Annotated in this window: 19 protein-coding genes; 14 read left to right on the top strand and 5 right to left on the bottom strand. The window is 59.8% G+C overall.

Features of this window, described 5'->3' with window-relative positions; genetic code table 11:
• The first annotated feature begins 222 nt into the window (after nucleotides 1–222).
• The 11 genes from DW024_RS04720 to DW024_RS04670 all read left to right on the top strand — a co-directional run bounded on the left by DW024_RS04720 (nucleotide 223) and on the right by DW024_RS04670 (nucleotide 12,880).
• Nucleotides 223–1,233 carry a LacI family DNA-binding transcriptional regulator gene (locus DW024_RS04720; RefSeq protein ID WP_117839924.1) on the top strand — a complete coding sequence of 337 codons (1,011 nt, stop codon included), beginning with the start codon at nucleotides 223–225 and terminating at the stop codon, nucleotides 1,231–1,233.
• A 257-nt stretch (nucleotides 1,234–1,490) separates the two neighbouring features.
• Complete coding sequence (locus tag DW024_RS04715) at nucleotides 1,491–2,891, top strand: L-fucose/L-arabinose isomerase family protein (protein ID WP_117646434.1); 1,401 nt, start codon at nucleotides 1,491–1,493, stop codon at nucleotides 2,889–2,891.
• Between the two features lie 2 nt (nucleotides 2,892–2,893).
• A complete protein-coding gene (locus tag DW024_RS04710) occupies nucleotides 2,894–3,730 on the top strand; it encodes a transketolase (protein ID WP_197736868.1) in 837 nt (278 codons plus the stop codon).
• The gene (locus DW024_RS04705; RefSeq protein ID WP_118377077.1) at nucleotides 3,723–4,664 is read left to right on the top strand and encodes a transketolase family protein; all 942 of its coding nucleotides are present in this window, start codon (nucleotides 3,723–3,725) and stop codon (nucleotides 4,662–4,664) included. The genes DW024_RS04710 and DW024_RS04705 overlap by 8 nt, the downstream gene beginning before the upstream one ends.
• A gap of 56 nt (nucleotides 4,665–4,720) precedes the next feature.
• Entirely contained in the window at nucleotides 4,721–6,211 is a 1,491-nt protein-coding gene (locus tag DW024_RS04700) for a glycerol kinase GlpK (protein ID WP_118377076.1), read from the top strand.
• Nucleotides 6,212–6,363: 152 nt separating this feature from the next.
• Nucleotides 6,364–6,852: an S-ribosylhomocysteine lyase gene (locus DW024_RS04695; protein ID WP_117583665.1), complete on the top strand. Its 489-nt coding sequence runs from the start codon at nucleotides 6,364–6,366 to the stop codon at nucleotides 6,850–6,852.
• 200 nt (nucleotides 6,853–7,052) lie between these two features.
• Nucleotides 7,053–7,892 carry a PRD domain-containing protein gene (locus DW024_RS04690; protein WP_117646431.1) on the top strand — a complete coding sequence of 280 codons (840 nt, stop codon included), beginning with the start codon at nucleotides 7,053–7,055 and terminating at the stop codon, nucleotides 7,890–7,892.
• A gap of 68 nt (nucleotides 7,893–7,960) precedes the next feature.
• Nucleotides 7,961–9,331 carry a PTS transporter subunit EIIC gene (locus tag DW024_RS04685; RefSeq protein ID WP_158565462.1) on the top strand — a complete coding sequence of 457 codons (1,371 nt, stop codon included), beginning with the start codon at nucleotides 7,961–7,963 and terminating at the stop codon, nucleotides 9,329–9,331.
• A gap of 105 nt (nucleotides 9,332–9,436) precedes the next feature.
• Nucleotides 9,437–10,417: an alpha/beta hydrolase gene (locus DW024_RS04680; RefSeq protein WP_117778711.1), complete on the top strand. Its 981-nt coding sequence runs from the start codon at nucleotides 9,437–9,439 to the stop codon at nucleotides 10,415–10,417.
• A 123-nt stretch (nucleotides 10,418–10,540) separates the two neighbouring features.
• Nucleotides 10,541–11,185 carry a DUF4867 family protein gene (locus DW024_RS04675; RefSeq protein WP_118377074.1) on the top strand — a complete coding sequence of 215 codons (645 nt, stop codon included), beginning with the start codon at nucleotides 10,541–10,543 and terminating at the stop codon, nucleotides 11,183–11,185.
• 264 nt (nucleotides 11,186–11,449) lie between these two features.
• Nucleotides 11,450–12,880 carry a 6-phospho-beta-glucosidase gene (locus tag DW024_RS04670; RefSeq protein ID WP_118372873.1) on the top strand — a complete coding sequence of 477 codons (1,431 nt, stop codon included), beginning with the start codon at nucleotides 11,450–11,452 and terminating at the stop codon, nucleotides 12,878–12,880.
• A 97-nt stretch (nucleotides 12,881–12,977) separates the two neighbouring features.
• Here DW024_RS04670 and DW024_RS04665 read toward each other — a convergent pair whose 3' ends face one another.
• The 3 genes from DW024_RS04665 to DW024_RS10255 form a co-directional block, all read right to left on the bottom strand.
• Nucleotides 12,978–14,243, bottom strand: a complete 1,266-nt coding sequence (locus tag DW024_RS04665) for an ATP-binding protein (protein WP_158549353.1) — start codon at nucleotides 14,241–14,243, stop codon at nucleotides 12,978–12,980.
• 383 nt (nucleotides 14,244–14,626) lie between these two features.
• A complete protein-coding gene (locus DW024_RS10260; RefSeq protein ID WP_233541335.1) occupies nucleotides 14,627–15,847 on the bottom strand; it encodes an HAD-IC family P-type ATPase in 1,221 nt (406 codons plus the stop codon).
• Nucleotides 15,844–17,394 carry an HAD-IC family P-type ATPase gene (locus tag DW024_RS10255; RefSeq protein ID WP_233541334.1) on the bottom strand — a complete coding sequence of 517 codons (1,551 nt, stop codon included), beginning with the start codon at nucleotides 17,392–17,394 and terminating at the stop codon, nucleotides 15,844–15,846. Before DW024_RS10255 ends, DW024_RS10260 begins: the two co-directional genes overlap by 4 nt.
• 435 nt (nucleotides 17,395–17,829) lie before the next feature.
• Here DW024_RS10255 and pyrE point away from each other — a divergent pair, with 435 nt between their 5' ends.
• Nucleotides 17,830–18,510, top strand: coding sequence for an orotate phosphoribosyltransferase (gene pyrE, locus DW024_RS04655; RefSeq protein WP_118372875.1), 681 nt, complete (start codon nucleotides 17,830–17,832; stop codon nucleotides 18,508–18,510).
• 364 nt (nucleotides 18,511–18,874) lie between these two features.
• Here pyrE and DW024_RS04650 read toward each other — a convergent pair whose 3' ends face one another.
• Entirely contained in the window at nucleotides 18,875–20,386 is a 1,512-nt protein-coding gene (locus tag DW024_RS04650) for a nucleoside hydrolase-like domain-containing protein (protein ID WP_118377073.1), read from the bottom strand.
• 266 nt (nucleotides 20,387–20,652) lie between these two features.
• Entirely contained in the window at nucleotides 20,653–21,990 is a 1,338-nt protein-coding gene (locus tag DW024_RS04645; protein ID WP_118377072.1) for a prolyl oligopeptidase family serine peptidase, read from the bottom strand.
• 487 nt (nucleotides 21,991–22,477) lie between these two features.
• Between DW024_RS04645 and DW024_RS04640 the strand changes: the two genes are divergently transcribed.
• Together DW024_RS04640 and DW024_RS04635 are read left to right on the top strand one after the other, a co-directional pair.
• On the top strand, nucleotides 22,478–23,905 hold the full coding sequence (locus tag DW024_RS04640) for a PTS transporter subunit EIIC (RefSeq protein WP_117818312.1): 1,428 nt from the start codon (nucleotides 22,478–22,480) through the stop codon (nucleotides 23,903–23,905).
• A gap of 208 nt (nucleotides 23,906–24,113) precedes the next feature.
• Complete coding sequence (locus DW024_RS04635; RefSeq protein ID WP_118372913.1) at nucleotides 24,114–25,427, top strand: DUF4038 domain-containing protein; 1,314 nt, start codon at nucleotides 24,114–24,116, stop codon at nucleotides 25,425–25,427.
• The last annotated feature ends 104 nt before the right edge of the window (nucleotides 25,428–25,531 follow it).

Below are 25,531 nucleotides of genomic sequence, written 5' to 3'. Positions count from 1 at the left end.
TGTACGGATGAATGTGGGAGGTGTTCGGATAAAGTCGATAATCAAGGCTACCGAGTAAATACGCCCGTTGGGGGAATAGTCGCGTCGCTTCGCTTGACAACAGGCTAAACTAGCTATTAAACATTTACTATTCTGTTTAGATTGAATTTGCGGTCGTTTAGTTGTCGAGTCACGGGGCGGTCAGGCCACGATGCTCGACCGCGACCGTTACTAGGGGGAACAATGGCCAAAGCAAGTGTTCGCGAGATCAGCCGCATCACCGGTTTTTCGCCTGCGACCGTGTCCAACGCGCTCAACCGCAAGCGCAGCGTGAGCGAGGAGACCGCCAAAGTCATCCTGGAGTGCGCGCAGTCGCTCGGCTATCAGCAGTCGACGCAGCTCGAGAGCATCCAGTTTGTGCTCGCGCGCAAGACGGGCGCCATCCTGGACGAGAGCACCTTCCACCCCGCGGTCATCGAGGGCGTGGAGCGCCAGGCGCGTCGCCACGGCATGAGCACGAGCTTTGTCTCGCTCGACTTTAGCGACCTAGACGCCGTGCGTCCGCAGGTCGAGGGCCTGATCGCCGACCCGTCTGCCGCCATCGTGCTGATGGGCACCGAGTTGGGCGAGGAGGACTACGCCCTGTTCGCTAACGCCGCCGCCCACCTGATTGTGCTCGATGGCTGGAGCGACCGCCAGTACTTCGATGCCGTGGTCATTGCCAATACCGATTCGGTGCTGCGTGCCGTGGACTACCTTATCGAGAAAGGTCACAAGCAAATCGGCTATCTGGCGGGCGACCTTCGTATCCGCAACTTTAAGGACCGCGAGCGCGGCTATCGCCAAGCGCTTGAGGATGCGGACCTCGAGGCCAATCCGGCATGGCGCGTCACGCTGGGCACCACGCTCGAGGGCGCTTATCGCGACATGGGCGCGTGGCTCGACAATGCCTCGCACGACGACCTGCCGACGGCTTTCTTTGCCGAGAACGACGTGCTCGCCGTGGGTGCCATGCGCGCGTTCAACGAGCACGGCATTCGCGTGCCCGAGGATGTCTCGATCATCGGCTTTGACGACCTATCTCTGGGCGCTTTTTCCAACCCGCCGCTCACCACGGTGCATGTTCCCAAGCACGAGGTGGGTGAGATCGCGGTGCGCCGCCTGGTGGGCAACATCCGCAATCCCAAGAGCTACACCTGCAAAACGGCTGTGTCGACCTATTTTGTCGAGCGCCAGAGCGTGCGCGAAATCTAGGCGGAGACGGCATCGTCTGCAGCGTGCCAAAGCTCGCTAGGGCAGTAAACATAGCGCTATTCAAAAGAGGGTCCTTCGGGGCCCTCTTTTTGTTGCCCTTGTATGTTCAGATTGTTTACATACCGTTTAGGCTGATTTCTCTACCGTTTACGAGACTTTCGCGCTAAACTTTTAAACAAAAGAGTAAAACATTTAGTAAACAGAACAAAACGAAACATGCGTCTGTTTACTGAACATGTGACTAGGGGAGGACGTACATGGACAAGATCAAGCTCGGCTTTGTGCCCACGCGCCGCAGTATCTTTAGCGCGCCGGACGCGATCAAGTATCGCGGTCTGACGGCTGATCGCCTGCGCGAGATCGGCGTCGAGATTGTGGATATCGACGACATCAACGACGAGGGCCTGCTGTTCGACGACAGCCATATCGCGCCTATCGTCGAGAAGTTCCGCGCCGAGGGCGTCGACGGCATCATGCTCTGCCACGCCAACTTTGGTACCGAGTATGTCTGCGCCCGCCTTGCCCGCGAGCTCGGTTTGCCCGTGCTGCTGTGGGGGCCGCGCGACGAGCGCCCCGAGCCCGACGGCACCCGTCTGCGTGATAGCCAGTGCGGTCTGTTCGCCACCGGCAAGGTCCTGCGCCGCTTCCAGGTTCCCTTCACCTACATGACCAACTGCCGTCTGACCGATCCCGAGTTCGAGCGCGGCGTCTGGGACTTTTTGGCCGTGTGCAACGTGGTCAAGACCTTCAAGCACACCCGCATCCTGCAGATGGCCACCCGTCCGTTCGATTTCTGGTCGACCATGTGCAACGAGGGCGAGCTGCTCGAGAAGTTCAACATCCAGCTTTCGCCCATCCCCATGACCGAGCTTGTCCAGGCCGTGCGCGACGCCCAGGCTGACGAGCAGGCCATGGCAGCCATGCTCGCCCACATTGGTGACAGCTTTGAGATCTGCATCCCCGAGGACAAGGTTCCTGCGGTCGCAGGACTCGCCATTGCCATGAAGCGCTTGGTCGAGAAGTACGGCTGCAACGCCGGCGCCATCCAGTGCTGGAACGCCCTGCAGGACGAGTTGGGCATTATGCCCTGCGCCGCCAACGCAATCCTCAACGAGATGGGCATCCCCATCGTCTGCGAGACCGACATCCATGGCGCTATCACCGCGCTGATGGTCGAGGCCGCCGACCTGGGCCGTCACCGCGGCATGTTCGCCGACTGGACCGTGCGTCATCCCGATAACGAGAACGGCGAGCTGCTGCAGCACTGCGGCCCCTGGCCCTGCAGCTGCGCGGCCGTCAAGCCCAAGCTCACTTACCCGCTGGCTTTCGATCACCCCGGCGCGCTGACGGCCGAGGCCAAGCACGGCGACCTCACCCTTGCCCGCTTTGACGGCGACAACGGCGAGTACTCGCTGCTGCTGGGTAACGCCCGCGGCATCGACGGCCCGGCCGGCATGGGCACCTACCTGTGGGTCGAGGTCGACAACCTCAAGCGCCTCGAGGCCAAGATCGTCGAGGGTCCCTACATCCACCACTGCGTCGCCATTCACGCCAACGTGGTGCCGGTGCTCTACGAGGCGTGCAAGTACATCGGCATTGTCCCCGACCTGTACGACCCCATCGAAGAAGACGTCAAAGCTTACCTGCGAGGAGAGTAGAAATGGCAACTATCGAAGAGCTTGAATCCCTGCGTTGGGACCTTCGCCGCGATTGCGTCGATATCATCATGGCTGGCGCCGGCGGCCACATCGGCGGCGACATGTCGGTCATCGATGCGCTGATGACCCTCTATGCCAACCACCTCAACATTTCTCCCGAGACCGTCGACGATCCCAACCGCGATCGCTTCGTACTCTCCAAGGGCCACGCCATGGAGGCCTACTACGCGGTGCTCTGCCACGAGGGCTATCTGGACCTCGACGACGTCAAGGCCCGCTTCTCTAAGTTCGGCAGCCCCTACATCGGCCACCCCAACAACAAGCTCAAGGGCATCGAGATGAACTCGGGCTCGCTGGGTCATGGCCTGCCCGTGGCCGTCGGGATGGCGCTTGCCGGCAAGATGGATGGCCGCGACTACCGCGTCTACACCATCATGGGCGACGGCGAGCTTGCCGAGGGCTCGGTCTGGGAGGGCGCCATGAGCGGCGGCAACTACCAGCTCGATAACCTGTGCGCGCTCGTGGACCGCAACCGCCTGCAGATCAGCGGCAGCACCGAGGACGTCATGAAGCAGGATTCGCAGGAGGAGCGCTGGGCCGCCTTCGGTTGGAACGTGCTGTCCATTCCGGGCAACGACGTCCAGGCCATCGACGCCGCGCTGACGCTGGCCGCCGAGACCAAGGGTAAGCCCACGGTCATCATCCTCAACACGGTGAAGGGCTACGGCTCGCCGGTTATGGAGGACAAGGCCGCCTGGCATCATCACCTGCCCAACGATGAGGAATATGCCCAGATCATCGCCGATTTCGCTGCCCATAAGGAGGCTATCAATGGCTAACAAGATCGCCAACCGCAAGGCTATCTGCGACACGCTGCTCGAGGCCGCCGCAACCGATAAAGACATCGTCGTCCTGTGCTCCGACTCCCGCGGCTCCGCATCGCTCACGCCGTTCTTCGATCAGTATCCCCAGCAGTCCATTGAGGTCGGCATCGCCGAGCAGGACCTGGTGAGTATCGCCGCCGGTATGGCCTCGTGCGGCAAGAAGGCCTGGGCCGCCTCGCCGGCGTCCTTTGTGACCACGCGCTCGTATGAGCAGTGCAAGGTCGACGTTTCGTACTCCAACACCAACGTCAAGCTCATCGGCATCTCGGGCGGCGTGTCCTACGGCGCCTTAGGCATGAGCCATCACTCCGCGCAGGATATCGCCGCCATGAGCGCGATTCCCAACATGCGCGTGTATCTGCCGAGCGATCGATTCCAGACCGCCGAGCTCGTGCGTGCCCTGGTCGCCGACAACAAGCCGGCCTACATCCGCGTGGGCCGCAACCCGGTGGAGGACGTGTACACCGAGGACGAGTGCCCGTTCCAGATGGATCGCGCCACTTGGGTGCGTCGCGGCGCCGATGTGACGATTGTCGCCACCGGCGAGATGGTCCGCCATGCCGTGGACGCCGCCGATCTGCTGGCCGAGCAGGGCATCTCGGCAACGGTACTCGACATGTATTGCGTCAAGCCGCTCGATGCTGAGGCTGTGATCGAGGCCGCCGGTGCCACGCGCGCCGTCGTGACCGTCGAGGAGCACAGCCCCTTCGGCGGCCTGGGTTCCATGGTCGCGCAGGTCGTGGGCGAGCATTGCCCGTGTCCGGTCAAGTGCCTCTCCCTGCCCGATGCGCCGGTCATCACCGGCACGAGCCTCGAGGTCTTTGCGCACTACGGCCTGACGGGTGCCGGAATCGCGCAGACCGTCGCCGAGTTCTTGCCCGCAGAGTAACTGGAATGTGACAAAGGGACCGCCCCTTTGTCACATTCGTTTTGAAAGGGGTGGCCATGGGCCGCTACATCATCGGAATCGATCAATCCACGCAGGGCACCAAGGCGCTGCTGGTGGACGAGGGCGGCCATTTGATTCATCGTGCCGATCGCCCGCATCGCCAGATTGTCAACGAGGCCGGCTGGGTGAGCCATGATCCAGCCGAGATCGCCGCTAACGTGCTGGCCGTGGCGCGCGCCGTGGTGGAGGAGACCGGGGTCGATCCGGCCGACGTCGCCGGCATCGGCATCTCCAACCAGCGCGAGACTACCGTTGCCTGGAAGCGCACGACGGGCGAGCCGCTGTGCGACGCCGTGGTGTGGCAGTGCGCCCGCGCCCGCGAGCTGTGCGACGAGCTTGCTGCGCGCGAAGGCGTGGCCGAGCTGGTGCGCGACACGACGGGTCTGGTGCTCTCGCCCTACTACCCGGCGGGCAAGATGGCCTGGATCCTCGCGAACGTTCCCGCGGCTGCCGAGGCCGCTGCGGCGGGCGAGCTGTGCCTGGGCACCATCGATGCCTGGGTGGTCTGGACGCTCACGGGCGGCGCGGAGTTTCGCTGCGACTGGTCCAATGCCAGCCGCACGCAGCTCTTTGACCTGCGCCGTGGCTGCTGGAGCGAGCCGGTGTGCGAGGCCTTTGGCGTCGATTCGGCTTGCCTGCCGCAGGTGACCGATTCCGATGGCCTGTTCGGCACAACGGACCTGGGCGGCTTTTTGCCGGCGCCCGTGCCCATTCACGGCGTGCTTGGCGACAGCCATGCCGCCTTGTTTGCCCAGGGCTGCCATAGCCGCGGCATGGCCAAGGCGACCTATGGCACCGGAAGCTCGGTCATGATGAACGTCGGCGACGAGTTCGTCGCCAGCTCGCATGGGCTTTCGAGCTCGCTCGCATGGCGTATGGACGGCGTGACCGAGTACGTGCTCGAGGGCAACGTGAGCTACGCCGGCGCCGTCAAGACGTGGCTGCGCGACGATCTTGAGCTCATCAACAATCCCGAGGAAGTCACCGACCTGTGTTACGCCGCCAATCCGGCGAGCCGCGTCTACTTTGTGCCGGCGTTCACTGGCCTGGGCGCGCCGCACTGGGCGAGCGATGCCGAGGGCTGCGTCTTTGGCATGACGCGCACCACGGGCCGTGCGGAGTTCGTAAAGGCCGCTGACGAGTCGATCGCCTATCAGATCTTCGACGTGATTGATGCGATGGTCGAGGATTCGGGCGCGGCGTTGGCCGAGCTTCGTGTTGACGGCGGTCCCACGCGCGACGCGTACCTGATGCAGTTTGAGAGCGACTTGGTTGGCTCGCCCATTCGCATCGCGAGCAACGACGAGATGAGCGGTCTGGGCGCGGCCTGGGCCTGCGGCATTGCGCTGGGCATGTACACGCGCGACGTCGTCGACGTCTACGGCGCCCGCGGCATCGTGGAGTCCACCATGTCCGCCGACGAGCGCGCCAAAAAGATCGCCGGCTGGCGCCATGCCGTGAAATCTACAATCGCGTACACCGCCTAGCATGATTATTCTGAGACGGGGATTAAAAACTCATTGATCCCCGTCCCGGGCAGCTCATTTGGGACGGGGCTTTTTTGACTGGTATGATTGGTGCGACCATTCGAACCAGCTAAAAGAGCCCCGTCCCAAATTGACTACCGAGAGGAGCTGCCATGGAGCGCATTGCAAGTTTTTCCGTTGACCATCTGCTGCTTGAGCCCGGCGTGTATGTGAGCCGCATCGACCGCGATCCGGCGACCGGCGCCGCCGTCACCACCTTTGACCTGCGCCTGACCACGCCCAACAAGGAGCCAGTCATGAACACGGCCGAGTGCCACACCATTGAGCATCTGGGCGCCACCTTCCTTCGCAACCATGCCGAGTGGTCGAGCCGTATCGTCTACTTTGGGCCCATGGGCTGCCGCACGGGCTTTTACCTGGTTGTTTTTGGTGAGCTGACGAGCGAGGAAATCTTGCCGCTCGTGCGCGAGCTGTTCGAGTTTGTCGCGGGCTTTGAGGGCGATGTTCCCGGTGCCGCTCCCGAGGAGTGCGGTAACTACCTGGACCAGAACCTCCCCATGGCCAACTGGCTTGCGCGTCGTTATCTCGACCGCGACCTGGCCGATATCGACGAGAAGCACCTGCACTATCAGCAGGCATAGGGCCGCCCTCTGCCTCCAAACCGTTCACACGGAGATATCGACCGTTTAACTGTTTAGAAGTGTTTATTCGAGGTCATTAGCACTAGCTCGCTTAAACTAGTCCTCAGAGTGATATTCAGGCAAGGCTCCTGAAGCAGCATCTGTCGACATTGATTGTCGGATTCTGCTTCGGGAGCCTTGTTCTGTTTAGGGGGGGACACATGGAAATTGTTAAACGAATTAATACCAGCGCTGTCCTCTGCGTCGATGGAAATGGCAGACAGTTGGTTGCATTCGGCCGTGGTCTGGGGTTTAAGAATGTCGGAGACGAGGTCCCTCTTTCGGAGATTCAACGAACGTTTTATAACGTTAGCTCTCGCTACATCGCTCTCGTTGACGAGGTCCCCGACGAGCTTCTCGAGCTTACCTCGGATGTTATTGATATGTCGACAGGTTTGCTGTCTTATGAGGTGAGCCCTAATTTGCCGTTTATCCTTGCGGACCATATCGCGTATGCGGTTAAGCGCAAAGAGCAAAATATCGTTGTCCGCATGCCTTTATCGTTTGATGTCCGCCAACAATATCCCGTCGAATTTAGAATCGGCGAGTATGCACTTAAGATAATCAGGAAACGTCTTAACGTTAGGCTTCCAGCTCATGAGGCAGTTGGAATTGCCATGGCGTTTATCAATAACATGGCCGATTCGGACTCATGCGAAGTAGTTAAAGAGTTTAGCGCGGATATCTACGATCGTGTTCTGGAGGAGTCAACCGTTGCTGTTGAAAATCGGCTTGGCATTCAAGTTGATCGGGAAGGTTTCGATTACGCAAGGTTCGCAACCCATCTTCAGTACTTATTCAATAGGTTGAACTCTGGCGAAAGCATCGTGAGCGACAACCGCAAGATGTACCTCTCGCTCAAAAAAGAATATCCGGTGGCATCAATGTGCGCCGATGATATTGCTTCTGTTCTCAGCCGACTGACGGGGCGGGAACTTATAGACGAAGAAAGACTCTACCTCATGATGCACATCAATCGAATTGCATCGAAAACAAGGTAATTAGTTGGCAAAGGCGCGCGCTTTGCTGATGGTTACATATAAAACTCAACATGGGAGAAATGGTATTTATGGCAGATACAACCAAGCTCGCTGCCGAGATTCTCGAGATGGTGGGCGGCGCAGACAACGTTACATTTGTAGCTCACTGCATGACTCGTTTAAGGTTCAACCTTAAGGACGAAAGCATCGTAGACGATGCAAAAGTCAAGGCGATTGATGGCGTGATCGACATTCGCCATTCCGCGGGGCAATATCAGGTGATTGTGGGACCTAAGGTCGATAAGGTCTATGAAATCGTTGCCAAGGAAACCGGGATTGATGCCGGAGATTCCGAGGCAAGCGAAGGAGAGACTAAGGGCTTTCTGGGAAAGCTAATGAAGCTCATCAGCGGCATCATGATGCCCGTTCTTCCTGCCTTGATCGCATGCGGAATGATAAACGCCGTCCTTAGTATTCTGACGACGGCGGGTGCTGTTTCCGCCGAGAGCGGAATATACACTCTGCTGTACGGCATGGGAAATGCCTGCATGTATTTTCTGCCCGTTCTTGTCGGATCATCTGCTGCTCAGTTCTTTGGAACCGATCGATATATCGGTGCGGTACTCGGTGCAATCCTGATTTATCCGACTTTCGTTGCTGCGGCCGGAGCGGGCGATGCGCTGGATTTGCTCGGCATGAAGTTCACAATGGTGAGCTATTCCTCCACGGTGTTTCCTGCTATCGTGGCGGCTTGGTTCGCATCCGTTCTTAATAAGTGGCTGCGGGCGGTTCTTCCCGATGTTGTGGCATTTGCGCTCGTCCCGTTCCTGACGGTTGCTGTTGCCGCCCCCGTCTCGCTCCTTGTGATTGGCCCCGTTATTCAGCAGGCGAGCTCTTTGCTTGCGACTGCAGTGCTGGCGGTCTATCAGTTCAGCCCCGTCCTTTGCGGCGTTATTCTCGGGCCGATATTCGGTCTCGTTATGATCCCCCTTGGACTCCATTGGGCCCTGATCGTGCTTTCCATCAACAATATTATGACCGTCGGCTCCGATCCTATCCTTGGACTTCTCTGCTGCAGCATGGGTGTTGTCGGCGCTTGTTTGGCGTTTGCCCTCCGCTCGAAGGACCCGAGTGAAAAGAGTCTTGGGTTCAGCTGTGCCATTACGGGCTTTTTCGGGATTACGGAACCGGCGCTGTACGGCATCATCTTGGAGCACAAGAAGATCATTATCGCTTCCATGGTCGCCGGAGCAATCAGTGCTGTTATCCCGGCGATTTTCAACACCTGTACGTTCGTTATGACGTCGAGCGGCATTTTTAGCTTCCCCGGTTATATGGATCCTTCTGGTGATATGAGCAGCCTCATCGGCGCAATTCTTTGCAATGTCGTCGGTTTAATTCTTAACTTCGTTCTCGTTTACATCCTGTATCGCCCTGATGAAGAGGCAGTAGTGGAGTAGACAATTATTTGGGATGTAAGCTGCCGAAAACCCCGCGGCAGATTGCATGTGGTGGGCTTGCCGTTGATTCACGCGAGCCCACCCTCATTTTTGGAGTGACTAGCTATGACAATTACAGCCGATATGACGTTTGGCGAAATCGCGCTCCTTCCTGAGTTCGCTGGCTTTGGCGAGCACCTTATGCTTTGCCGGCCTTCAACTTGGGAGCGCATGTGGAATAAACCCATCGTGTCTCATATGAATTCTGATGCTAATCCATATGAAACTACTCGCGTTTTGCGTGGATTGAATCGGATTGTCGAGCTCGTGGATGACGGGAGGCAAGTTGCCTACGATATATGGGATGAAGCCGACTGCATCCGTGATCCGACTCGACGCAACACGAAACTGTTCTTCTTTCCCGGGAGACCCGGGGCTCCCTTTATCATTGCGGTTTCGGGCGGAGGTTATCAGAGCGTTTGTCATCAAATGGAAGGCTTTCCCGTTGCCCCCGAGCTCAACGATGCGGGCTATAACGTGTTCGTGCTGTCATACAGGGTGAGGGTCGAGCCTTTGATGCCGCGTCCAATCGACGATTTAAATCGAGCTGTCCGTTTTGTCTTCGAGAATTCAGCGAAATTTAATGTCGCAAAAAGTTATGCAGTTATCGGCTTTTCTGCTGGTGCGCATTTAACTGCCGAGTGGGGGACGGACAACAAGGGATTTGCGTCCTACGGATGCGAGGCACCCAAAGCCTTGGTCCTGTGTTATGCACCGATTGATCTTCGTGGCTTTGAGAACGCATCAGACAATAGATTTCTTGATTCGGTGTGCGGCGGGGCTGGTCGCGACTCGCTCGATGATTTCTGTATTAATCAGCATGTGTGGGAGCAGTATCCTCCGACATATCTTTGGCAATGCGCTGACGATGATATTGTATCGCCCGACAATTATGAAAAGATGGTCGATGCTCTGGATGCAGCTGGAGTACACCATGAGGGAGTCATGTATTCAGAAGGGGGGCACGCATTGATGAAGCCCCATGCGCCGGAGACCGACTACTGGTGTATGAGCGTTATTGAGTTTCTTAAAGATTATCTCGACTAGGAAGCTGCATGTCGCTTTTTGAGCGGGTGATTTCGTCATGCAATGTTTTCGGTATTGATCGTGGTCGTGGATGAATGATGTTCTAGAATGTTCATACTGTCACATAAACGAACAGGAGCGAACATGCATATCTACTCTGTATCAGATCCCGAGTTCAAATCCTATGGTCGCGTGTGGGACGACGTGCCGTCCAACCTGACCGCCCCGCTTGTCGAGGCGCTTGCGGCTACTCCCATTCCCGAGGGCACCAAGTACGTGGCCTCCGCACCCGAGCTCGAGCAGGTTGAGGGTGTCGACACGCTCGGCCTGCTCATGTACGGCGGCCGTCCGTTCCAGCCGGGCTGGTGCAACGGCCACAACACGCGCCTCAACTGTCTGGAGTATCACCGTGCCAGTGAGTTTAATTTGGGTGCGCGCGACTTTATTCTGCTGCTGGCCAAGCGCGAGCAAATTGTCGACGGCAAGCTCGACACCGCTCAGGTCAAGGCCTTTCGCGCGCCCGCCGGCACGCTCGTCGAGGTTTACGCCACCACGCTCCACTACACGCCCTGCATGGTCGACGACGGCGGCTTCCAGGTGATGGTGGCGCTGCCGGCGGGCACCAATGGCCCGCGCCCCGAGGCTGCAGCCGACATGCCTGCCGCCGGTGACAGCTACTGCTACTGGAAGGCTGACAAGTGGGTCCTCTGCCACGCCGATAGCCCCAAGGCAGCCGAAGGCGGCTACGTGGGCCTCGTCGGCAAGAACCTCGACATCACCGTGGACTAGGGGCTTTTGTTTTAATCTGTAACACCTGGCGGGCTAAATCGTCTCTACCTGTTACAGATCAAGACAAACCGCCCCAAACCACCACAAAGGTGCCTGTCCCCTTTGTGGTGGTTTGGGGCGGCGGTATCAGAAAGTGTCAGGCAGGGGCGGCTGCCGGACGCCCGCGCGCGAAAAGAAGTGTCGACCTGCGTTGCTGTCGTTGAGCGGCGCGCTGTTTGCGGGGATACTGAAGCTACGACAAACAGCGTGTGAAAGGATTGATGCATGGCTTTCCGTAAAGACTTCCTGTGGGGCGGCGCGACGGCTGCCAACCAGTGCGAGGGCGCTTACGACGTGGATGGCCGCGGCCTGGCCAACGTGGACGTGGCACCGCACGGCCCCGAGCGCTATGCGGTGGTCTCCGGCCAGCGCAAGATGCTCGACTTCGAGGACGGCTATTACTACCCCGCGCAGACCGGCATCGATTTCTATCACCACTACAAGGAGGACATCGCCCTCTTTGCCGAGATGGGCTTTAAGACCTTCCGCATGAGCCTGGCTTGGACCCGCATCTTCCCCAACGGTGACGAGACCGAGCCCAACGAGGCCGGCCTGGCTTTCTACGAGGATGTGTTCCGCGAGTGTCAGGCGCACGGCATCGAGCCGCTCGTGACCATCACGCACTTCGACTGCCCGATCCACCTCATCAAGGAGTACGGCGGCTGGCGCAACCGCAAGCTCATCGACTTCTACAAGAACCTCGCGACCACGATCTTTACCCGCTACAAGGGTCTGGTGAAGTACTGGCTCACCTTCAACGAGATCAATATGATCTTGCACCTGCCGTTTATGGGTGCCGGTCTGGTCTTTGAGGAGGGCGAGAACAAGGAGGCCGTCGAGTACCTGGCCGCCCACAACGAGCTCGTCGCCAGCGCTTGGGCAACCAAGATCGCTCACGAGATCGACCCTGAGGTCAAGATCGGTTGCATGCTTGCCGCAGGTAGCTACTACCCCTACAGCTGCCGTCCGGGCGATGTGCGCCAAGCGCAGATTGACAACCAGAGCAACTATTTCTTCGTCGACGTTCAGAGCCGCGGCTACTACCCGGCCTATGCCGTCAAGAAGCTCGAGCGTTTGGGCATCGATGTGGGCATGACGGATGAGGACCGCGAGATCCTGGCCGCCAACACCGTCGACTTCATCAGCTTTAGCTATTACAGCACCCGTTGCTCCGCCGGTGCCGATAACCCCGACGTCGAGCGCACCCAGGGCAACGCCTTCGCCGGCGCCAAGAACCCCTACCTGCAGGAGAGCCAGTGGGGCTGGGCCATCGATCCGCTGGGCTTCCGCATCACCCTCAACGACCTGTACGACCGTTATCAGAAGCCGCTGTTTGTGGTCGAGAACGGTCTGGGCGCCAAGGACGTTGTCGAGGAGGATGGCTCCATCAACGACGACTACCGTATCGACTACCTGCGCCAGCATATCGCCGCGATGCGCGATGCGGTGACCGAGGACGGCGTTGACCTGCTGGGCTACACCACCTGGGGCCCGATCGACCTGGTGTCTGCCGGCACGGGCGAGATGTCCAAGCGCTACGGCTTTATCTATGTGGACCGCGACGACGCCGGCAACGGCACCCTCAAGCGTTCCAAAAAGAAGAGCTTTCACTGGTACAAGAAGGTTATCGCCACCAACGGCGAAGATTTGGCCTAGGCGTTCTCAACAGCAATAGCATCCTAACCAAGGCGCCCGGCGAGCAGCCTATGCCCGTCGGGTGCCTTGTTAAAAGAAGTAAAAACTTGCAATTGCACTACGGCGCGAGCACATCCAGCGGAACAACTTGGACGCCGCGGTCAGTGACATAGGCTTGTGAACCAAATCCAATGATTACGACTTTCGAAACTGGCGGGTTGTTTCCGGCGGCAACCATACGCTTCTCGACAGCAATAAGGCTGTCAGACGCCTCTTCGATTTGGGCGGAGCTGAGCTTGATTTCGACCGGGATCCACGTTCCACCGGGAGCCGCAATGACTGCATCGACTTCTAGATCGCGAGAATCGTGATAGTGATAGAGGCCCATTCCATTTGCCTGCGCATAAACCCACAAATCATGAAGGGCCAACGATTCAAAAAGCAGCCCAAGCGTCTTGAAATCTAGCAGCAATGTCGCCGGAGTCGCTCCGAGCGCAGCGGCCGCCAGTGACGGATCAGCGAGATGATGCTTCTTCGATTCTCTTAAGTGCACGGGAGATCTCATTGCGGGGTTCCATGCGGGAATATCGCGAACGAAACTAACCCGAGCGAGAAGGGATATATATGATGCCGCCGTTTGTCTCGATACTTCTCCACCAAGATCGGCTACGAGCGTCTTGAGTGTCGCCAAAGTGGATTCATTGCGCGCAAGCGATTCGATGACAGCTTTGACCTTTTCAGGGTCGCGGCGAGAGCCGTCGACACGAGACAAATCTTCTTCGGCGACTATGCCGATGTAACGTTTCGCCATCGCCGACGCAGCCAGCGCATCGCGACCGACCGCCGCGGGCCATCCGCCACGGACAACGTACTCGGCAATCGAGGCGGAATCCAGCGATCCGAAAGCGCCATTGAACTTTTCGCCAGAAATAATGCCCGACAGCTTAACCGCGCCGCTGGATTTCCCAAGCTCGAAAAGCGTCATGGTATCCATGCGCAATTTAGCGAACCTTCCAGCGCCACTGTGCATTGGACGTTCGTCGTCTCGCGGTGTCGCTGACCCCGTAAATATGAACTGACCAGGCTCGCCGCTGCGGTTGTCGCACTCAAACCGTGCCGCGTCCCAAAGTTTCGGAACCTCCTGCCACTCGTCAATCAGCCGCGGCACCTCGCCGGAAACGGCAAGAGCCGGGTCAGTCTCGGCACGCAAGCGATTCTCGAAGTTGCGGGACGGGTCCATGAGAAGGAGCCTGGACGCCGCACGGGTCTCGGCCGTGGTCGTCTTTCCGCACCATTTCGGTCCTTCGATGAGAACGGCGCCGAATATACCCAGCAGCTGGTCAAGCTCATTTTCGATAATTCTAGTGTAGTACTTCTTTGGCATAATTATCACCATTGTTTACCAGTACATTTAACCAAATATACAGTTACTATTTAACCAAATATCAATTCTTTGGTTAACCATATTTACGCATTTCAATTAACGAAACAGATTAAACATGTACTGTTTGAGTTGGCACTTGGGAAATCTCTCGCTGGGCAATCCGTTGCTACGGCTGAGGCCTCTTCGTCGAACCGACACCCCCGGCGAGCAACTTATGCCCGCCGGGCGCCTTGTTAAAAGAAGTGAAAGAAAGCAAAAGAAGTTAAAACTTGCAAAAGAAATTAAAGCGGGGGTGAGGGGCGTTTTTAGCTGTTTTGGGCCGCCGCGGCCAGCGGGGGCGGGTCGCGGCGGCCCAAACATCCTTGACGAGGGTGCCGGTGAAGTTACAGCAGCTCGCCGTGGCGGGCGATGTAGCGGCGCTTGGCCAGTTGGGTGAGCGCGATGTAGGCGGCGACAATGCCGATGAGCAGCGCGAAGAAGATTGGCGGCAGCGGCATGAGACCCAGCGCATCGGCGATGGGGCTTGCCGGCAGCCAAGTGACGAGCACCAGGCCCAGCACGGTGAGGAGGCACAGCGCGGGCGCGGCGTGGTCGCGCAGGCTCGGTAGGCGCGGGGAGCGCAGCATGTGGATTACGAGCGTCTGCGACCACATGGACTCGACAAACCAGCCGCTCTGGAAGATTGCGGCGAAGGTCGTCATGCCCGCGACGTTGCCCGCGGCGGCAAGCTTTGCCCAGCTCGCGCCCACGGTGGCGGGGCACACCACAAAGAAGAGCGCGGCGAAGGTCACGATGTCAAACAGCGAGCTCGCGGGGCCCAGCTCGAGCATAAAGCCCTGAATGGACGCGGCGTCCCAGGCGCGCGGACGGACGGTCCAGGCGTCGTCGACGGTGTCCCACGGCAGCGCGATGCACACGATCTCGTAGACCAGCGACAGCAGCACCAGCTGCAGAGCGCTCATGGGCAAGAACGGCAAGAACAGGCTCGCGACGGTCACGGATAGCACGTTGCCAAAGTTGGAGCTCACCGTGGTCTTGAGGTACTTGAGTAGGTTGCCGTAGGTGCGGCGGCCTTCGATGATGCCGCGCTCGAGCACGCCCAGGTCCTTCTGGAGCAAGATGATATCGGCGGATTCCTTGGCGATGTCGACGGCGGAGTCGACCGAGATGCCGCAGTCGCTCGCGCGCATGGCGGCGGCGTCGTTGATGCCGTCACCCATAAAGCCCACGGTGTGACCGAGCAGCTCGCGCATGACGCGCACCAGGCGCGCCTTCTGCAGAGGCGAGAGCTTGGCGAAGAGGTGGGTGTTCTCGGCGCGCTCGGCAAGTTCGGCGTCATCGAGCGCATCGATCTCGGAGCCGAGCAAGACGTTGCTCGCGTCGATGCCGATCTGCTCGCAGACGGTGGCGGCGACACGGTCATTGTCGCCGGTCAGGACCTTAACGGCGACGCCCTTGGCCTCGAGGGTGGCGACGGCGCCCGCGGCACTTGCTTTGGGCGGATCGAGGAAGGCCAAAAAGCCCATCAGCACCATGTCGCACTCGTCGGCGATGCCAAACTCGCCCACGCAGCGCGGGTCGGTCTTCTGCGCCACAGCAATCACGCGCAGGCCTCGGCGTTGAGCCCGGCTACCTGCTTTCGAATCTGGGTGAGCTTATCTTCGGTGAGCGGCTGGGCGGCACCATCGACCTCGACAAAGGAGCAGATCTCGAGCATTTCCTCGGCAGCTCCCTTGGTGACCATCTGGGTTTTGCCTTGGGCATCGGCGACAACTACGCTCAGGCGACGGCGCGAGAAATCGAAGGGCACCTCGTCGACCTTGGTATAGCGGTCGCGCAGGCTCTGGCCCAGCATGGAATCGGGTGCTGCGGCCGAGGGCGTCACATCGGCGCGGTCGATGACGGCCAGGTCGATAAGGTTCTTGAGGCCGGTCTGGAAGAAGCTGTTCAAAAACGCATGGCGCAGCACGCGTGCGTCTTCGTTGCCGTCGGTGTTGAGGTAGCGCTCGAGCACGATGCGGTCTTCGGTGAGGGTGCCGGTCTTGTCGCAGCACAGGACGTCCATCGCGCCCAGGTTTTGGATTGCTGGCAGCTCCTTGACGATAACCTGGCGACGGGCGAGGTCCTTGGCGCCCTGCGACAGGCTCGTGGTCACGATGACGGGAAGCATCTGCGGCGTGATGCCCACGGCCACGCTCGTGGCGAACAACAGCGCATCGATGACGTTGCCCTTGGTGGCGGCGTTGATGGCAAAGACGGCCGGCGCCATAACGAGCATGAGGCGTACGAGCAACATGGAGACGCTCGAGACGCCGCGGTCAAACGCGCTCTTCTCGCCGCGCCCGTTGAGCATCTTGGCGATGCCGCCCAGGTAAGTGTCCGAGCCGGTGGCTACGACAAGTGCCATAGCGGTGCCGTTTTGCACGGAGGTGCCGGTAAAGACGATGTTTTTGCAGGCAGAGAGCGGCAGTGCGGAGTCGTCGGCGCCCTCGACGACGGTGATGGCAGCGGTCTTCTCGACAGCCTCACTCTCGCCGGTGAGTGCGGACTCGATCACAAACAGGTCGCGCGCGGTGATGATGCGGGCATCGGCCGGCACCATGTCGCCGGCAGAGAGGCGGATCACATCACCGGGGACGAGCTCGTCGAAGGGGATCTCGACGCGCTCACCGTCGCGCAGAGCGGTGCAAGTGTTGGAGACCAGGTCCTTGAGGGCCTCGGTCGCATTGCCGCTGCGGGCTTCTTGGATAAACTTCATACCGCCCGATACCAGCAACATGATGCCGATGACGATGACCGTGGAGGGGTCGCGCTGCGGTTCGGGCACGGCGAGCACGTCGATGTAGAGCGAGACCAGCGCGAGAGCGGCGAGGATGCCGGCGAAGGGGTCGACAAAGGCGTCGGCGATACGGCGGGCGAGTGTCTTGGTCGGCGCCTCGATGGTGTTGGGGCCGGAGGCGTCCAGGCGCTCGGTTGCCTGCTCGGCGGTGAGGCCGTCGGCTGTGGCGTCGAGCAGCACGAGGGCATCCTCGGCGCTATGGGTGGCGGCGAATATGGTGTTCTTGGACATGCCGGTATGAGCGGCGGGGCGCGCCGTGCGGCGGCGCTTGGAGATGGCTTCGAGTACCGTGGCGGTTTTGAGCATCAGCATAGGGTCCTCCTTGTTGAAGGGAGTTAGCGTACGTGTCGTATGTGCTTCAAAAAACCTAGATGTCGCTCACGTCATGCTTTCGAACCACCACAAAGGGACAGGCACCTTTGTGGTGGTTTTGACGATCGGCTGTTGGCGCTTATGCGTGCGCGGAATCCTCGCGGCGTGCCGAGGGCGACATGCAGGTTTTTCGACTATGACTGCCTTCCATGGCACACCTCCTTAAGGCCGGGCGCGGCGCGCTTTGGGTATCTCGTACCCGTTACAATCCGCCCGTATTCTTGATGAGGGGGTTTGCCGTGTCAACCCCAATGTTTGGAAAACCATTGCCCCTGACAAAGCCTTTACAGAATGCCGAGGCCCCAAAGCGCGCCCGCAACGCGCCCTGCCTGCGCTAAACTGGAAGGCACGTACGCGATTACGAGAGGAGCCCGCATGGAGGCTTACAAGCAAGAGTTCATCAAGTTCATGGTTGAGTCCGACGTTCTTAAATTCGGCAGCTTTACGCTCAAGAGCGGCCGTCAGTCTCCGTTCTTTATGAACGCCGGCGCTTATGTGACGGGCTACCAGCTCAAGAAGCTGGGCGAGTATTACGCCCAGGCCATCCACGATAACTTTGGCGACGACTTTGACGTGCTGTTTGGGCCGGCCTACAAGGGCATTCCCCTGGCCGTCGTGACCGCCATTGCCTACCACGAGCTGTACGGCAAGGAGGTCAAGTACTGCTGCGACCGCAAGGAGGCCAAGGACCACGGCGCCGACAAGGGCAACCTGCTGGGCTATGAGCCCCAGGACGGCGACCGCGTGGTCATGGTCGAGGACGTCACCACCAGCGGCAAGTCCATCGACGAGACCTATCCCAAGGTCAAGGCTGCTGCCGATGTCGAGATCAAGGGCCTCATCGTATCCCTCAATCGCATGGAGGTCGGCAAGGGCGGCGTGACCACCGCGCAGAAGGAGATCGAGGCCAAGTACGGTTTTCCCGTCGCGAGCATCGTTTCCATGGCCGAGGTCGTCGAGACCCTCTACAACCACGAGATCGACGGTAAGGTCGTCATCGATGACGAGCTCAAGGCCGCCATCGACGCCTACTACGAGCAGTACGGAGCCAAGTAGGTAGTTACGCGGTTTTACCAAACCGCGTAACGGCTCGACGCTGCGCGGGCCGCATTTGGACAATCTGACGTTCAACTTCAAGGGCGCGACCAGAAGGGCAGCGCCCTTTCGTTTCACGTCACCTTGTCTCAAATGCGACCCGCTCGCTGTCGTTGCCAAGACATCGGCGTTGCCGTTGCTGTGGGGTACTCATTGGGGACAGACTTAAATGACTAGTCAGAGTGAGAGTGGATAATCTCCCGTTTTTGGCCTGTGTGCGGGCTCAAAGTGGGAGATTATCCACCCTCGTCATTTTGGCACTTGGGGACGTTCCTTTTGTGCCGACAGCTGGGGACACTCCTTGCCGAATGTGGGCCGTCGGTTGCTACACGACGGTGATGGCGACCTGGGCGTAGCGGCTGCAGGGGCGCTCGGCGCGCGTCTGCACGGTGAGGGTGAGCACGAAGCGATCGCCGGGTCGTGCGTCGGCGGGCACGACGAAAGTGGTGTCCACTGTGCATTCTTGCCACAGCGACAGGTCTTGGGTACCTGCATAGCTCGACGGGTCCACGGCGATATCCCAATGCGCATCGAGTCCCTTGTCGTCGGGATCGACGATGGTCGCTGCAAGGGCGACGCGTTCGCCGGCTATAGCACTGCGATCGGCCGCAACTTCGACAACATGCGCCGGGTGCGAGCAGACTGCCGGATCATGGGCGCACCATTGCGCGCGGGCGGCAAAGTCTTCCTGATAGGCGCGCAGGTAGGGATTGGGGTTGTCGTCTGCAGGCGTACTGATGGCGTCAAAATCGGTGGGTGCTCCTGCATCGGGATGCCCATCAAGAAACATACGGCCGAGCAGCGTATCGAAGTTGCGGTCGTCGATACCGCGCAGGCCAAACGGCAGCAGCGGGATATAGGTCATACTGTCGCCTTCGGCCATAAAGTCGCCGCGCTCAAACTGCATTGCGGGCACGCCTTCCAGGCCCCAATCCAGACGGGCATGCTTGCCAAACTGAAAGCGCTCGGGCTCGTTTTCGTAGTCCTTGCCATCACCATAGAGCATATAGCGCGCCATGAGGGGGCCGTTGCCCTGGGTGAGATTATGCTCGGGCCAAGGAGCCTTAAACAGCGGCAGCGTATCGGGCTGAGCTATTTTGGCGTTGACATAGCTGCCATACTTATGGGGCACACACCAAAAGACGAGCTCGGGAAAGAGCTCGCGCCCATGGTCGAGCCATGAGTTGTCCTGACCTACGCCATTAGCAACCCCCATCACGCGCACCTTCTGATAGATCCGCTGCCGCACGGCGGGCCACTCGGGTGTGTTCTGCCATTGTTCGGCGATGGACATGAGGGCGCGAACGATAGTGTTCATACCGCCCCAGGAAAGGAGCCACAGCGTGCGGGGGTCGTCATCCATGATGGCGTCGGCGATGACGCGCGAACCGGGCGTTTCCTCGCGCACGTCGCCCTCAAAGGCGACGTTGCCCATATAGGTGCGCTCGATCATCTGGGCGGGCGTGGGGAAGGACGGCTCGCCGGCGGCAGCGGCGTTGGCCTGTAGCTGCGGCCAGGCCTGGGCATACTCGTTGCTCCACAGGCTTTCGATCCAACCCTCGGGGAATGGGCGGTACTCCATGAGCGAGCCAGCTTCGGGGTCGGGCTCGTGCGGAACGACGTCCCAGGTATAGGAGCGCACGCCTTTGGTCCGCCAATGCGGATTCACCTCGCCCAGCGTATGAACACCATCGCCAAGAAAGTGATATTGCGAAGCCGTGTACACCACAGCCTGCACATCGAGCACATTGAGATACAGAGCCAAATGAACCAGAGAGTTCATATCATCGACTTCCATATCGGTGGTGACAATCACCCGAGTCAAATTCTGAGACATAGGAATAACTCCAACCACGATTTGTTTTCAGCCAGTTACGCGCAAGGCAAGACGGGGCCCACGCCCGCATCGCCACCGACCTGGCGGCCCGCCGGAAGCGCCCGGCCAGCGTTTCGAACAACGTTAACTCAGGGTGCCCCGCCCTTTAGTTTTGTGAACATTCCGCAGCGCGGACCCGTTTATCCGTTGTTCCGAAGGAGCAGGATGAACGGGCCCATGCGCGAGGACGTTCACAAAACTAAAGGGCGGGGCACCCGATGGGACGGCTACCTCGAAACCCTAGCCGACCACTCCCAGCAGCCCACCGGCTCGCCGTCGATGAGTACGTTGCCCCCGTCGAAGTCTTGATAACACAGGTCGTTGAACTGGTGGATCCACACGCCGTGATTGAACGTCTTCTTGGGCGAGCCGTCGGCCTCGCGGTACACGCCGGTCAGGTCCTCGACATGGCTAAAGTAGGTGAGGTGCACGTTGGCGCCGGCATCACGCAGGCGCGCCGTGAGCGGCAGCACCGTCTGCTGCGGGCACACGAGCTCGTCGCCCTTGGAGTGCGTAAACCACAGCGGCGTCTTGGCGAGTGCGGCCACGTCCTCGTCCGTGGCGTTGTACCACGGGGCACAGCAGGGAAGGCCCGCGGCGAAGAACTCGGGATAGTCGGCGCACAGGCGCAGGGTCATAAAGCCGCCGTTGGAAAGACCGGCGACCACGATGCGATCGGTGTCGATGCGGTCGGCATGCTCGGCGACAAACTCGTCGATGAGCGCCTTGAGCACGGGAGAGTAGATGCTTTGGTTGGAGCGACCGAGTTGCTCGACGCCGTTGTCCATCCAAAAGGTGGGCGACTGCGGCACGAGCACCCAGGCAAAGCCGCCAAAGTAGCGCTGGATCTGCTTTTGCGAGAGCGCTGTCACGCGGTTGCCGGTGTAGGCACGCGTCGCGCCCTCGCCCTGTGTGGTGCCCTTGCCCTCGCCGGCGCCGTGCAGGTACACGATCAGCGGCGCCTTCTCGATGGCGGGCGTGTCCTTGGGCGCAAACGGGTTGAAGAGCGCGGAGTCAGCGGGCTCAAAGCTCGGCTCAAAATAGCCGTACTCGAGCGCGATGCCGTCGACGGGCGTTTGCTGCACGGCGTTATGCCAGCCCTTGAGCGCGGGACAGATGTCGCCGCGGCTGCGATCGAAGACGAGGCCCGCGGTGGGGTCGTCGCCGTCTTCGCCCGGGAGCGCCACAAGCTGCGTCACGCGCAGGCGGCTCTCTATATAGCGCGAACCCAGCACGCCACCCTCGATCTCTTTGGTGAGACGCACCTCGGGCGTCTCGAGCGCTACGTGTGTGCCCTTGGGCAGGCGCTGGCCGTTCTCATCACAGGGGTAGGTGGCGAGGACCGGCACGTAGCCCACGGAGGGCGCCGCGTGATCGGCCCCGTGCTCCTTGCGCATCAAGACCTCGCCGGCGCGCTCGTGGCGGGCACAGTAGATATTGAACGTGTGCTCGTTCACGTCGTTGGCGCGCACGGTACAGGGCAGGTCGAGTACGACCTTGCTGATCCAGGGGCCAAAATCGCCCAGCGTGGTGACGGTTGCGTAGGTACACGATTTGAGTTCCATGAGCTACTCCTTTGTGCCGCAAGTACTAAACAAGGGCGGCAATACAGATTAAACATGTTTAGTCTAATGCAGAACTGTAGAATGAGCAGATGAACTCGGTAAACGGTAAAACGGAACACGCAATGAACTACTAAACAGACGTTTACTAGTAACTAGCAGGACTTTTGTTGAGGATCTAACAGGTTATAGAGGTGTTCATCAAAATAAAAGCCCACGTAAATAGCCATATATCAATATCGGGTCAAATAGACGATCTTCTACCGTCTAAATACGCTTACCCCCGATTTCCTACCGTTCACCGGACTCCAGACGGCAAAATCGCCACAAATCAGGCACTCCGTGTAAACTAAAGCCAGTAAACGTTCAGTAAACAAATTGTTTACGACAGCGTATCCAAGGGTTCGGCAACCGTAAGGGGTTATAGTCGCCGAGCCAAAGGCGTGCTTACACAAGCGAGTAGGCACACGAAGATATGGGGAGGGGTCCCATGGCAGTAGATAACAAGCAGATTGCCACCGATGTCCTCGAGCTCGTGGGCGGTGCGGAGAATGTTTCCGTTGCCACCAACTGCATGACGCGCCTGCGTCTGACGCTCAAGGATAACAGCAAGGCCGACGTGGAGAAGATCAAGAAGGTGAAGGGTGTTCTGGGTTGCCAGTTCGCCGGCAGCCAGCTCCAGGTCATCATCGGCCAGAACGTGCCCAAGGTGCTCGCCGAGTTCGTCGCCATCTCCGGCGTCAAGCAGGGCGAGGCCGTCAACGAGAACCTCGATGCTCCCAAGGAGAAGTTCGAGCTCAAGAACCTGCCCAACATCATCCTCGACTATCTGTCGGGCTCCATGACCCAGCTCATCCCGCTGCTCATGGCCGGCGGTCTGTTCCGTACCATCGCGGCCGTCCTCGGCCCCACCATGCTCGGTGTGCTCTCGGCCGACGACCCGACCTATACGTTCCTCTACACCACGCTGTACGAGGCCACGTTCACCTTTATCCCCATCTACCTGGGTTATGCCGCGGCTAAGAAGCTCGGCGCCAGCCCGGTGCTCGGCATGCTGCTCGGTGGCGCCCTCATGGCTCCTTCCGTGGTGAGCGTCGCCACCCAGGAGGGCGGCGGCATCATCTCCGTCTACGGCATCCAGATCGCTGCTGCCAACTATCAGCAGTCCGTCCTGCCGATCATCCTTTCGGTGCCCGTCCTGTACTTCATCGAGAAGTTCTTTAAGAAGGTTATGCCCGACGTGCTGTCCACGGTCTTCACGCCGTTCTGCACCATGATCGTCACGATCCCCATTGCCTTCATCGTCCTCGCTCCGATCGGCAACGAGATCGGTACGCTGATCGCCAACGCCCTCTTCGGCCTTGCTGACCTTGGCGGCATCGGCATCCTGATCGTCATGGCCATCCTCGGCGCCTTCTGGCAGCTCTTCGTGGTCTGCGGCATGCACATGCCCGTCATCCTGCTCGCCCAGGTTCAGATCATCGCTGCCGGTTACGATCCCTTCGTCTTCGTTTCCACCAACTGCGCTATGGCCGCTGTCTGGGGCTGCGCCTTCGGTGCCTTCCTCAAGATGAAGAACCCCGACGAGAAGTCTCTCGCCATCGGTTACGTCATCTCCGCCATCGCCGGCGGCGTCACCGAGCCCGCGCTCTTCGGCATCCTCATGCGCTTCCGTCGCACCATGTTTGGCATGTTCATCGGCGGTGCCATCGGCGCTGTGTTCTCCGGCCTCATGGGTGTTACCTACTACCTCGCAGGCGGTGCCTCCAACTTCCTGGTCTTCACCAACTACCTGCAGGGTGGCCAGATGAACACCGTCTGGGCTATCGTTGGTATGGCAATCTCCTTTGTCATCGCCGCTGCCGTCGTCTTTGCCTGCGGCTTCTCCAAGGAGGAACTCGCCGAGATGGAGGCCTAAGGCCAAACCGTTCGGTCACATATGACCTCACCTACACGACAGGGCCCCGTCAGGCGTAAGCCCGGCGGGGCCCTTCTTGCAAGGTAGACTGATGGGGCGGACGGTATTCGCCCGCGATGGTTTGCCAAGCGGCGGGGGCTTTCGCGCGGGGTTACCGCGAAAGCCCTCGGCGGTTCGCAAATCCTTTATCAAACGAAAGGACATGCAGATGAGTTTGGGAAAGCTGACCGTCAACGGTCGCCAGGATGGCTTTTTGTGCGAGGGCAAACCGTTCTTCTGGTTTGCCGATACGTGCTGGAGCGCATTTACGAGCATCGCCGAGAACGACTGGGATTACTACCTGACCCGCCGTGCCGAGCAGGGCATGAACGCACTGCAGATCAACACGCTGCCGCAGTGGGATCGCTGCTGCCCCGACCTGGGCATTTGGCCCTATGCCAGCGAGGACGGCGTGCACTTTGATTGGTCCCGTCCCAACCAGGCGTACTGGGATCGTGCCGCCGCCATGTGCCGTGCTGCCGTCGAGCACGGCATTCGTCCGGCGCTCGTGCTCATGTGGTGCAACTACGTGCCCGGTACCTGGGGTGCCAAGATCGCCGAGCGTTGCGGCGCCGAGGTTATGCCGCGTGAGGAGGTTCGCGTCCACGTTGCCCGCGTCGTCGAGAACCTGGGCGAGTTCGACCCCGTCTACGTGGTGACGGGCGATACCGACTTTGCCGGCGACGAGGCGATCGCCTATTACGAGGACGCCCTCGACGAGGTCGTCAAGCGCGCGCCCGAGGCACTGCGCACCATGCATATCAACCGCGGTAACCGCACCATTCCGGCGCAGTATCTGGACCGTCTGGACTTTTATATGTTCCAGCCCGGCCACAACTACGAGGGCCAGCCCGAGGCATGGCGTCTGCCGCAGGACTTTATCGCCAACTATCCCAAAAAGCCGATGGTCAACTCCGAGCCTTGCTACGAGCAGATGGGTGCGTCGCGCAACGTCTACTGGCGTTTTACCGCGCAGGATTGCCGCGCGAGCGTATGGTCGTCGATTCTTGCCGGCGCCAGTGCCGGCGTGACCTATGGCGCACACGGCGTGTGGAACTGGCAGACATCGCGCAGCCAGGGCTCGGTCCTGGGCGAGGGCTTTGACATGCCCTTCCGCTGGCAAGAGTGCCTGCAGTTTGCGGGCGTGTGGGACTTTGGCCTGATCGAGCACGTGCTACGCGGCCTGGGTGCCACAAGCGCGGATGGGGCGGTAGCTGTTGAACCCGCGCAGGAGTTGCTCGACGATGCACGCGAAGCCATCCGTGTGGCGCGCGTGGGCGAACGCGTGGTGGTCTATCTGCCGAGGACCACGGCCGTCAAGCTCAAACTCGAGGGCGGCGCAACCGCCTGGAATGCTGTGGCGTTTGATCTGGAGAACAAGCGCGTGGCAAACCTGCCGGTTGTGCCCGTCGACGGTGCCGTGCGCGTGGCTCAGCATCCCTTTGAGCACGACGCGCTTCTGGTGGTCTCGCCCACTCAGTAGCGCGCGGTTCCAACGCGACCAGCGGCAAAAAGGCGCGGGCAACGACTACAGAATGAGGGTGGATAATCTCCCGTTTTTTGCCTGTGTACAGGCTCAAAGTGGGA

The organism is Collinsella sp. AF37-9 (assembly GCF_003475115.1).
Lineage (GTDB): Bacteria > Actinomycetota > Coriobacteriia > Coriobacteriales > Coriobacteriaceae > Collinsella.
The sequence above is the reverse complement of the archived record's forward strand: the minus strand, read 5'-3'. Positions and strand labels throughout refer to the sequence as shown.

Excerpts from the sequence above, each read along its gene's own strand:
- DW024_RS04720 (WP_117839924.1), top strand. The coding sequence starts at position 223 with ATGGCCAAAGCAAGTGTTCGCGAGATCAGCCGCATCACCGGTTTTTCG.
- DW024_RS04715 (WP_117646434.1), top strand. The coding sequence starts at position 1,491 with ATGGACAAGATCAAGCTCGGCTTTGTGCCCACGCGCCGCAGTATCTTT.
- DW024_RS04710 (WP_197736868.1), top strand. The coding sequence starts at position 2,894 with ATGGCAACTATCGAAGAGCTTGAATCCCTGCGTTGGGACCTTCGCCGC.
- DW024_RS04705 (WP_118377077.1), top strand. The coding sequence starts at position 3,723 with ATGGCTAACAAGATCGCCAACCGCAAGGCTATCTGCGACACGCTGCTC.
- DW024_RS04700 (WP_118377076.1), top strand. The coding sequence starts at position 4,721 with ATGGGCCGCTACATCATCGGAATCGATCAATCCACGCAGGGCACCAAG.
- DW024_RS04695 (WP_117583665.1), top strand. The coding sequence starts at position 6,364 with ATGGAGCGCATTGCAAGTTTTTCCGTTGACCATCTGCTGCTTGAGCCC.
- DW024_RS04690 (WP_117646431.1), top strand. The coding sequence starts at position 7,053 with ATGGAAATTGTTAAACGAATTAATACCAGCGCTGTCCTCTGCGTCGAT.
- DW024_RS04685 (WP_158565462.1), top strand. The coding sequence starts at position 7,961 with ATGGCAGATACAACCAAGCTCGCTGCCGAGATTCTCGAGATGGTGGGC.
- DW024_RS04680 (WP_117778711.1), top strand. The coding sequence starts at position 9,437 with ATGACAATTACAGCCGATATGACGTTTGGCGAAATCGCGCTCCTTCCT.
- DW024_RS04675 (WP_118377074.1), top strand. The coding sequence starts at position 10,541 with ATGCATATCTACTCTGTATCAGATCCCGAGTTCAAATCCTATGGTCGC.
- DW024_RS04670 (WP_118372873.1), top strand. The coding sequence starts at position 11,450 with ATGGCTTTCCGTAAAGACTTCCTGTGGGGCGGCGCGACGGCTGCCAAC.
- DW024_RS04665 (WP_158549353.1), bottom strand. The coding sequence starts at position 14,243 with ATGCCAAAGAAGTACTACACTAGAATTATCGAAAATGAGCTTGACCAG.
- DW024_RS10255 (WP_233541334.1), bottom strand. The coding sequence starts at position 17,394 with ATGCTGATGCTCAAAACCGCCACGGTACTCGAAGCCATCTCCAAGCGC.
- pyrE (WP_118372875.1), top strand. The coding sequence starts at position 17,830 with ATGGAGGCTTACAAGCAAGAGTTCATCAAGTTCATGGTTGAGTCCGAC.
- DW024_RS04650 (WP_118377073.1), bottom strand. The coding sequence starts at position 20,386 with ATGTCTCAGAATTTGACTCGGGTGATTGTCACCACCGATATGGAAGTC.
- DW024_RS04645 (WP_118377072.1), bottom strand. The coding sequence starts at position 21,990 with ATGGAACTCAAATCGTGTACCTACGCAACCGTCACCACGCTGGGCGAT.
- DW024_RS04640 (WP_117818312.1), top strand. The coding sequence starts at position 22,478 with ATGGCAGTAGATAACAAGCAGATTGCCACCGATGTCCTCGAGCTCGTG.
- DW024_RS04635 (WP_118372913.1), top strand. The coding sequence starts at position 24,114 with ATGAGTTTGGGAAAGCTGACCGTCAACGGTCGCCAGGATGGCTTTTTG.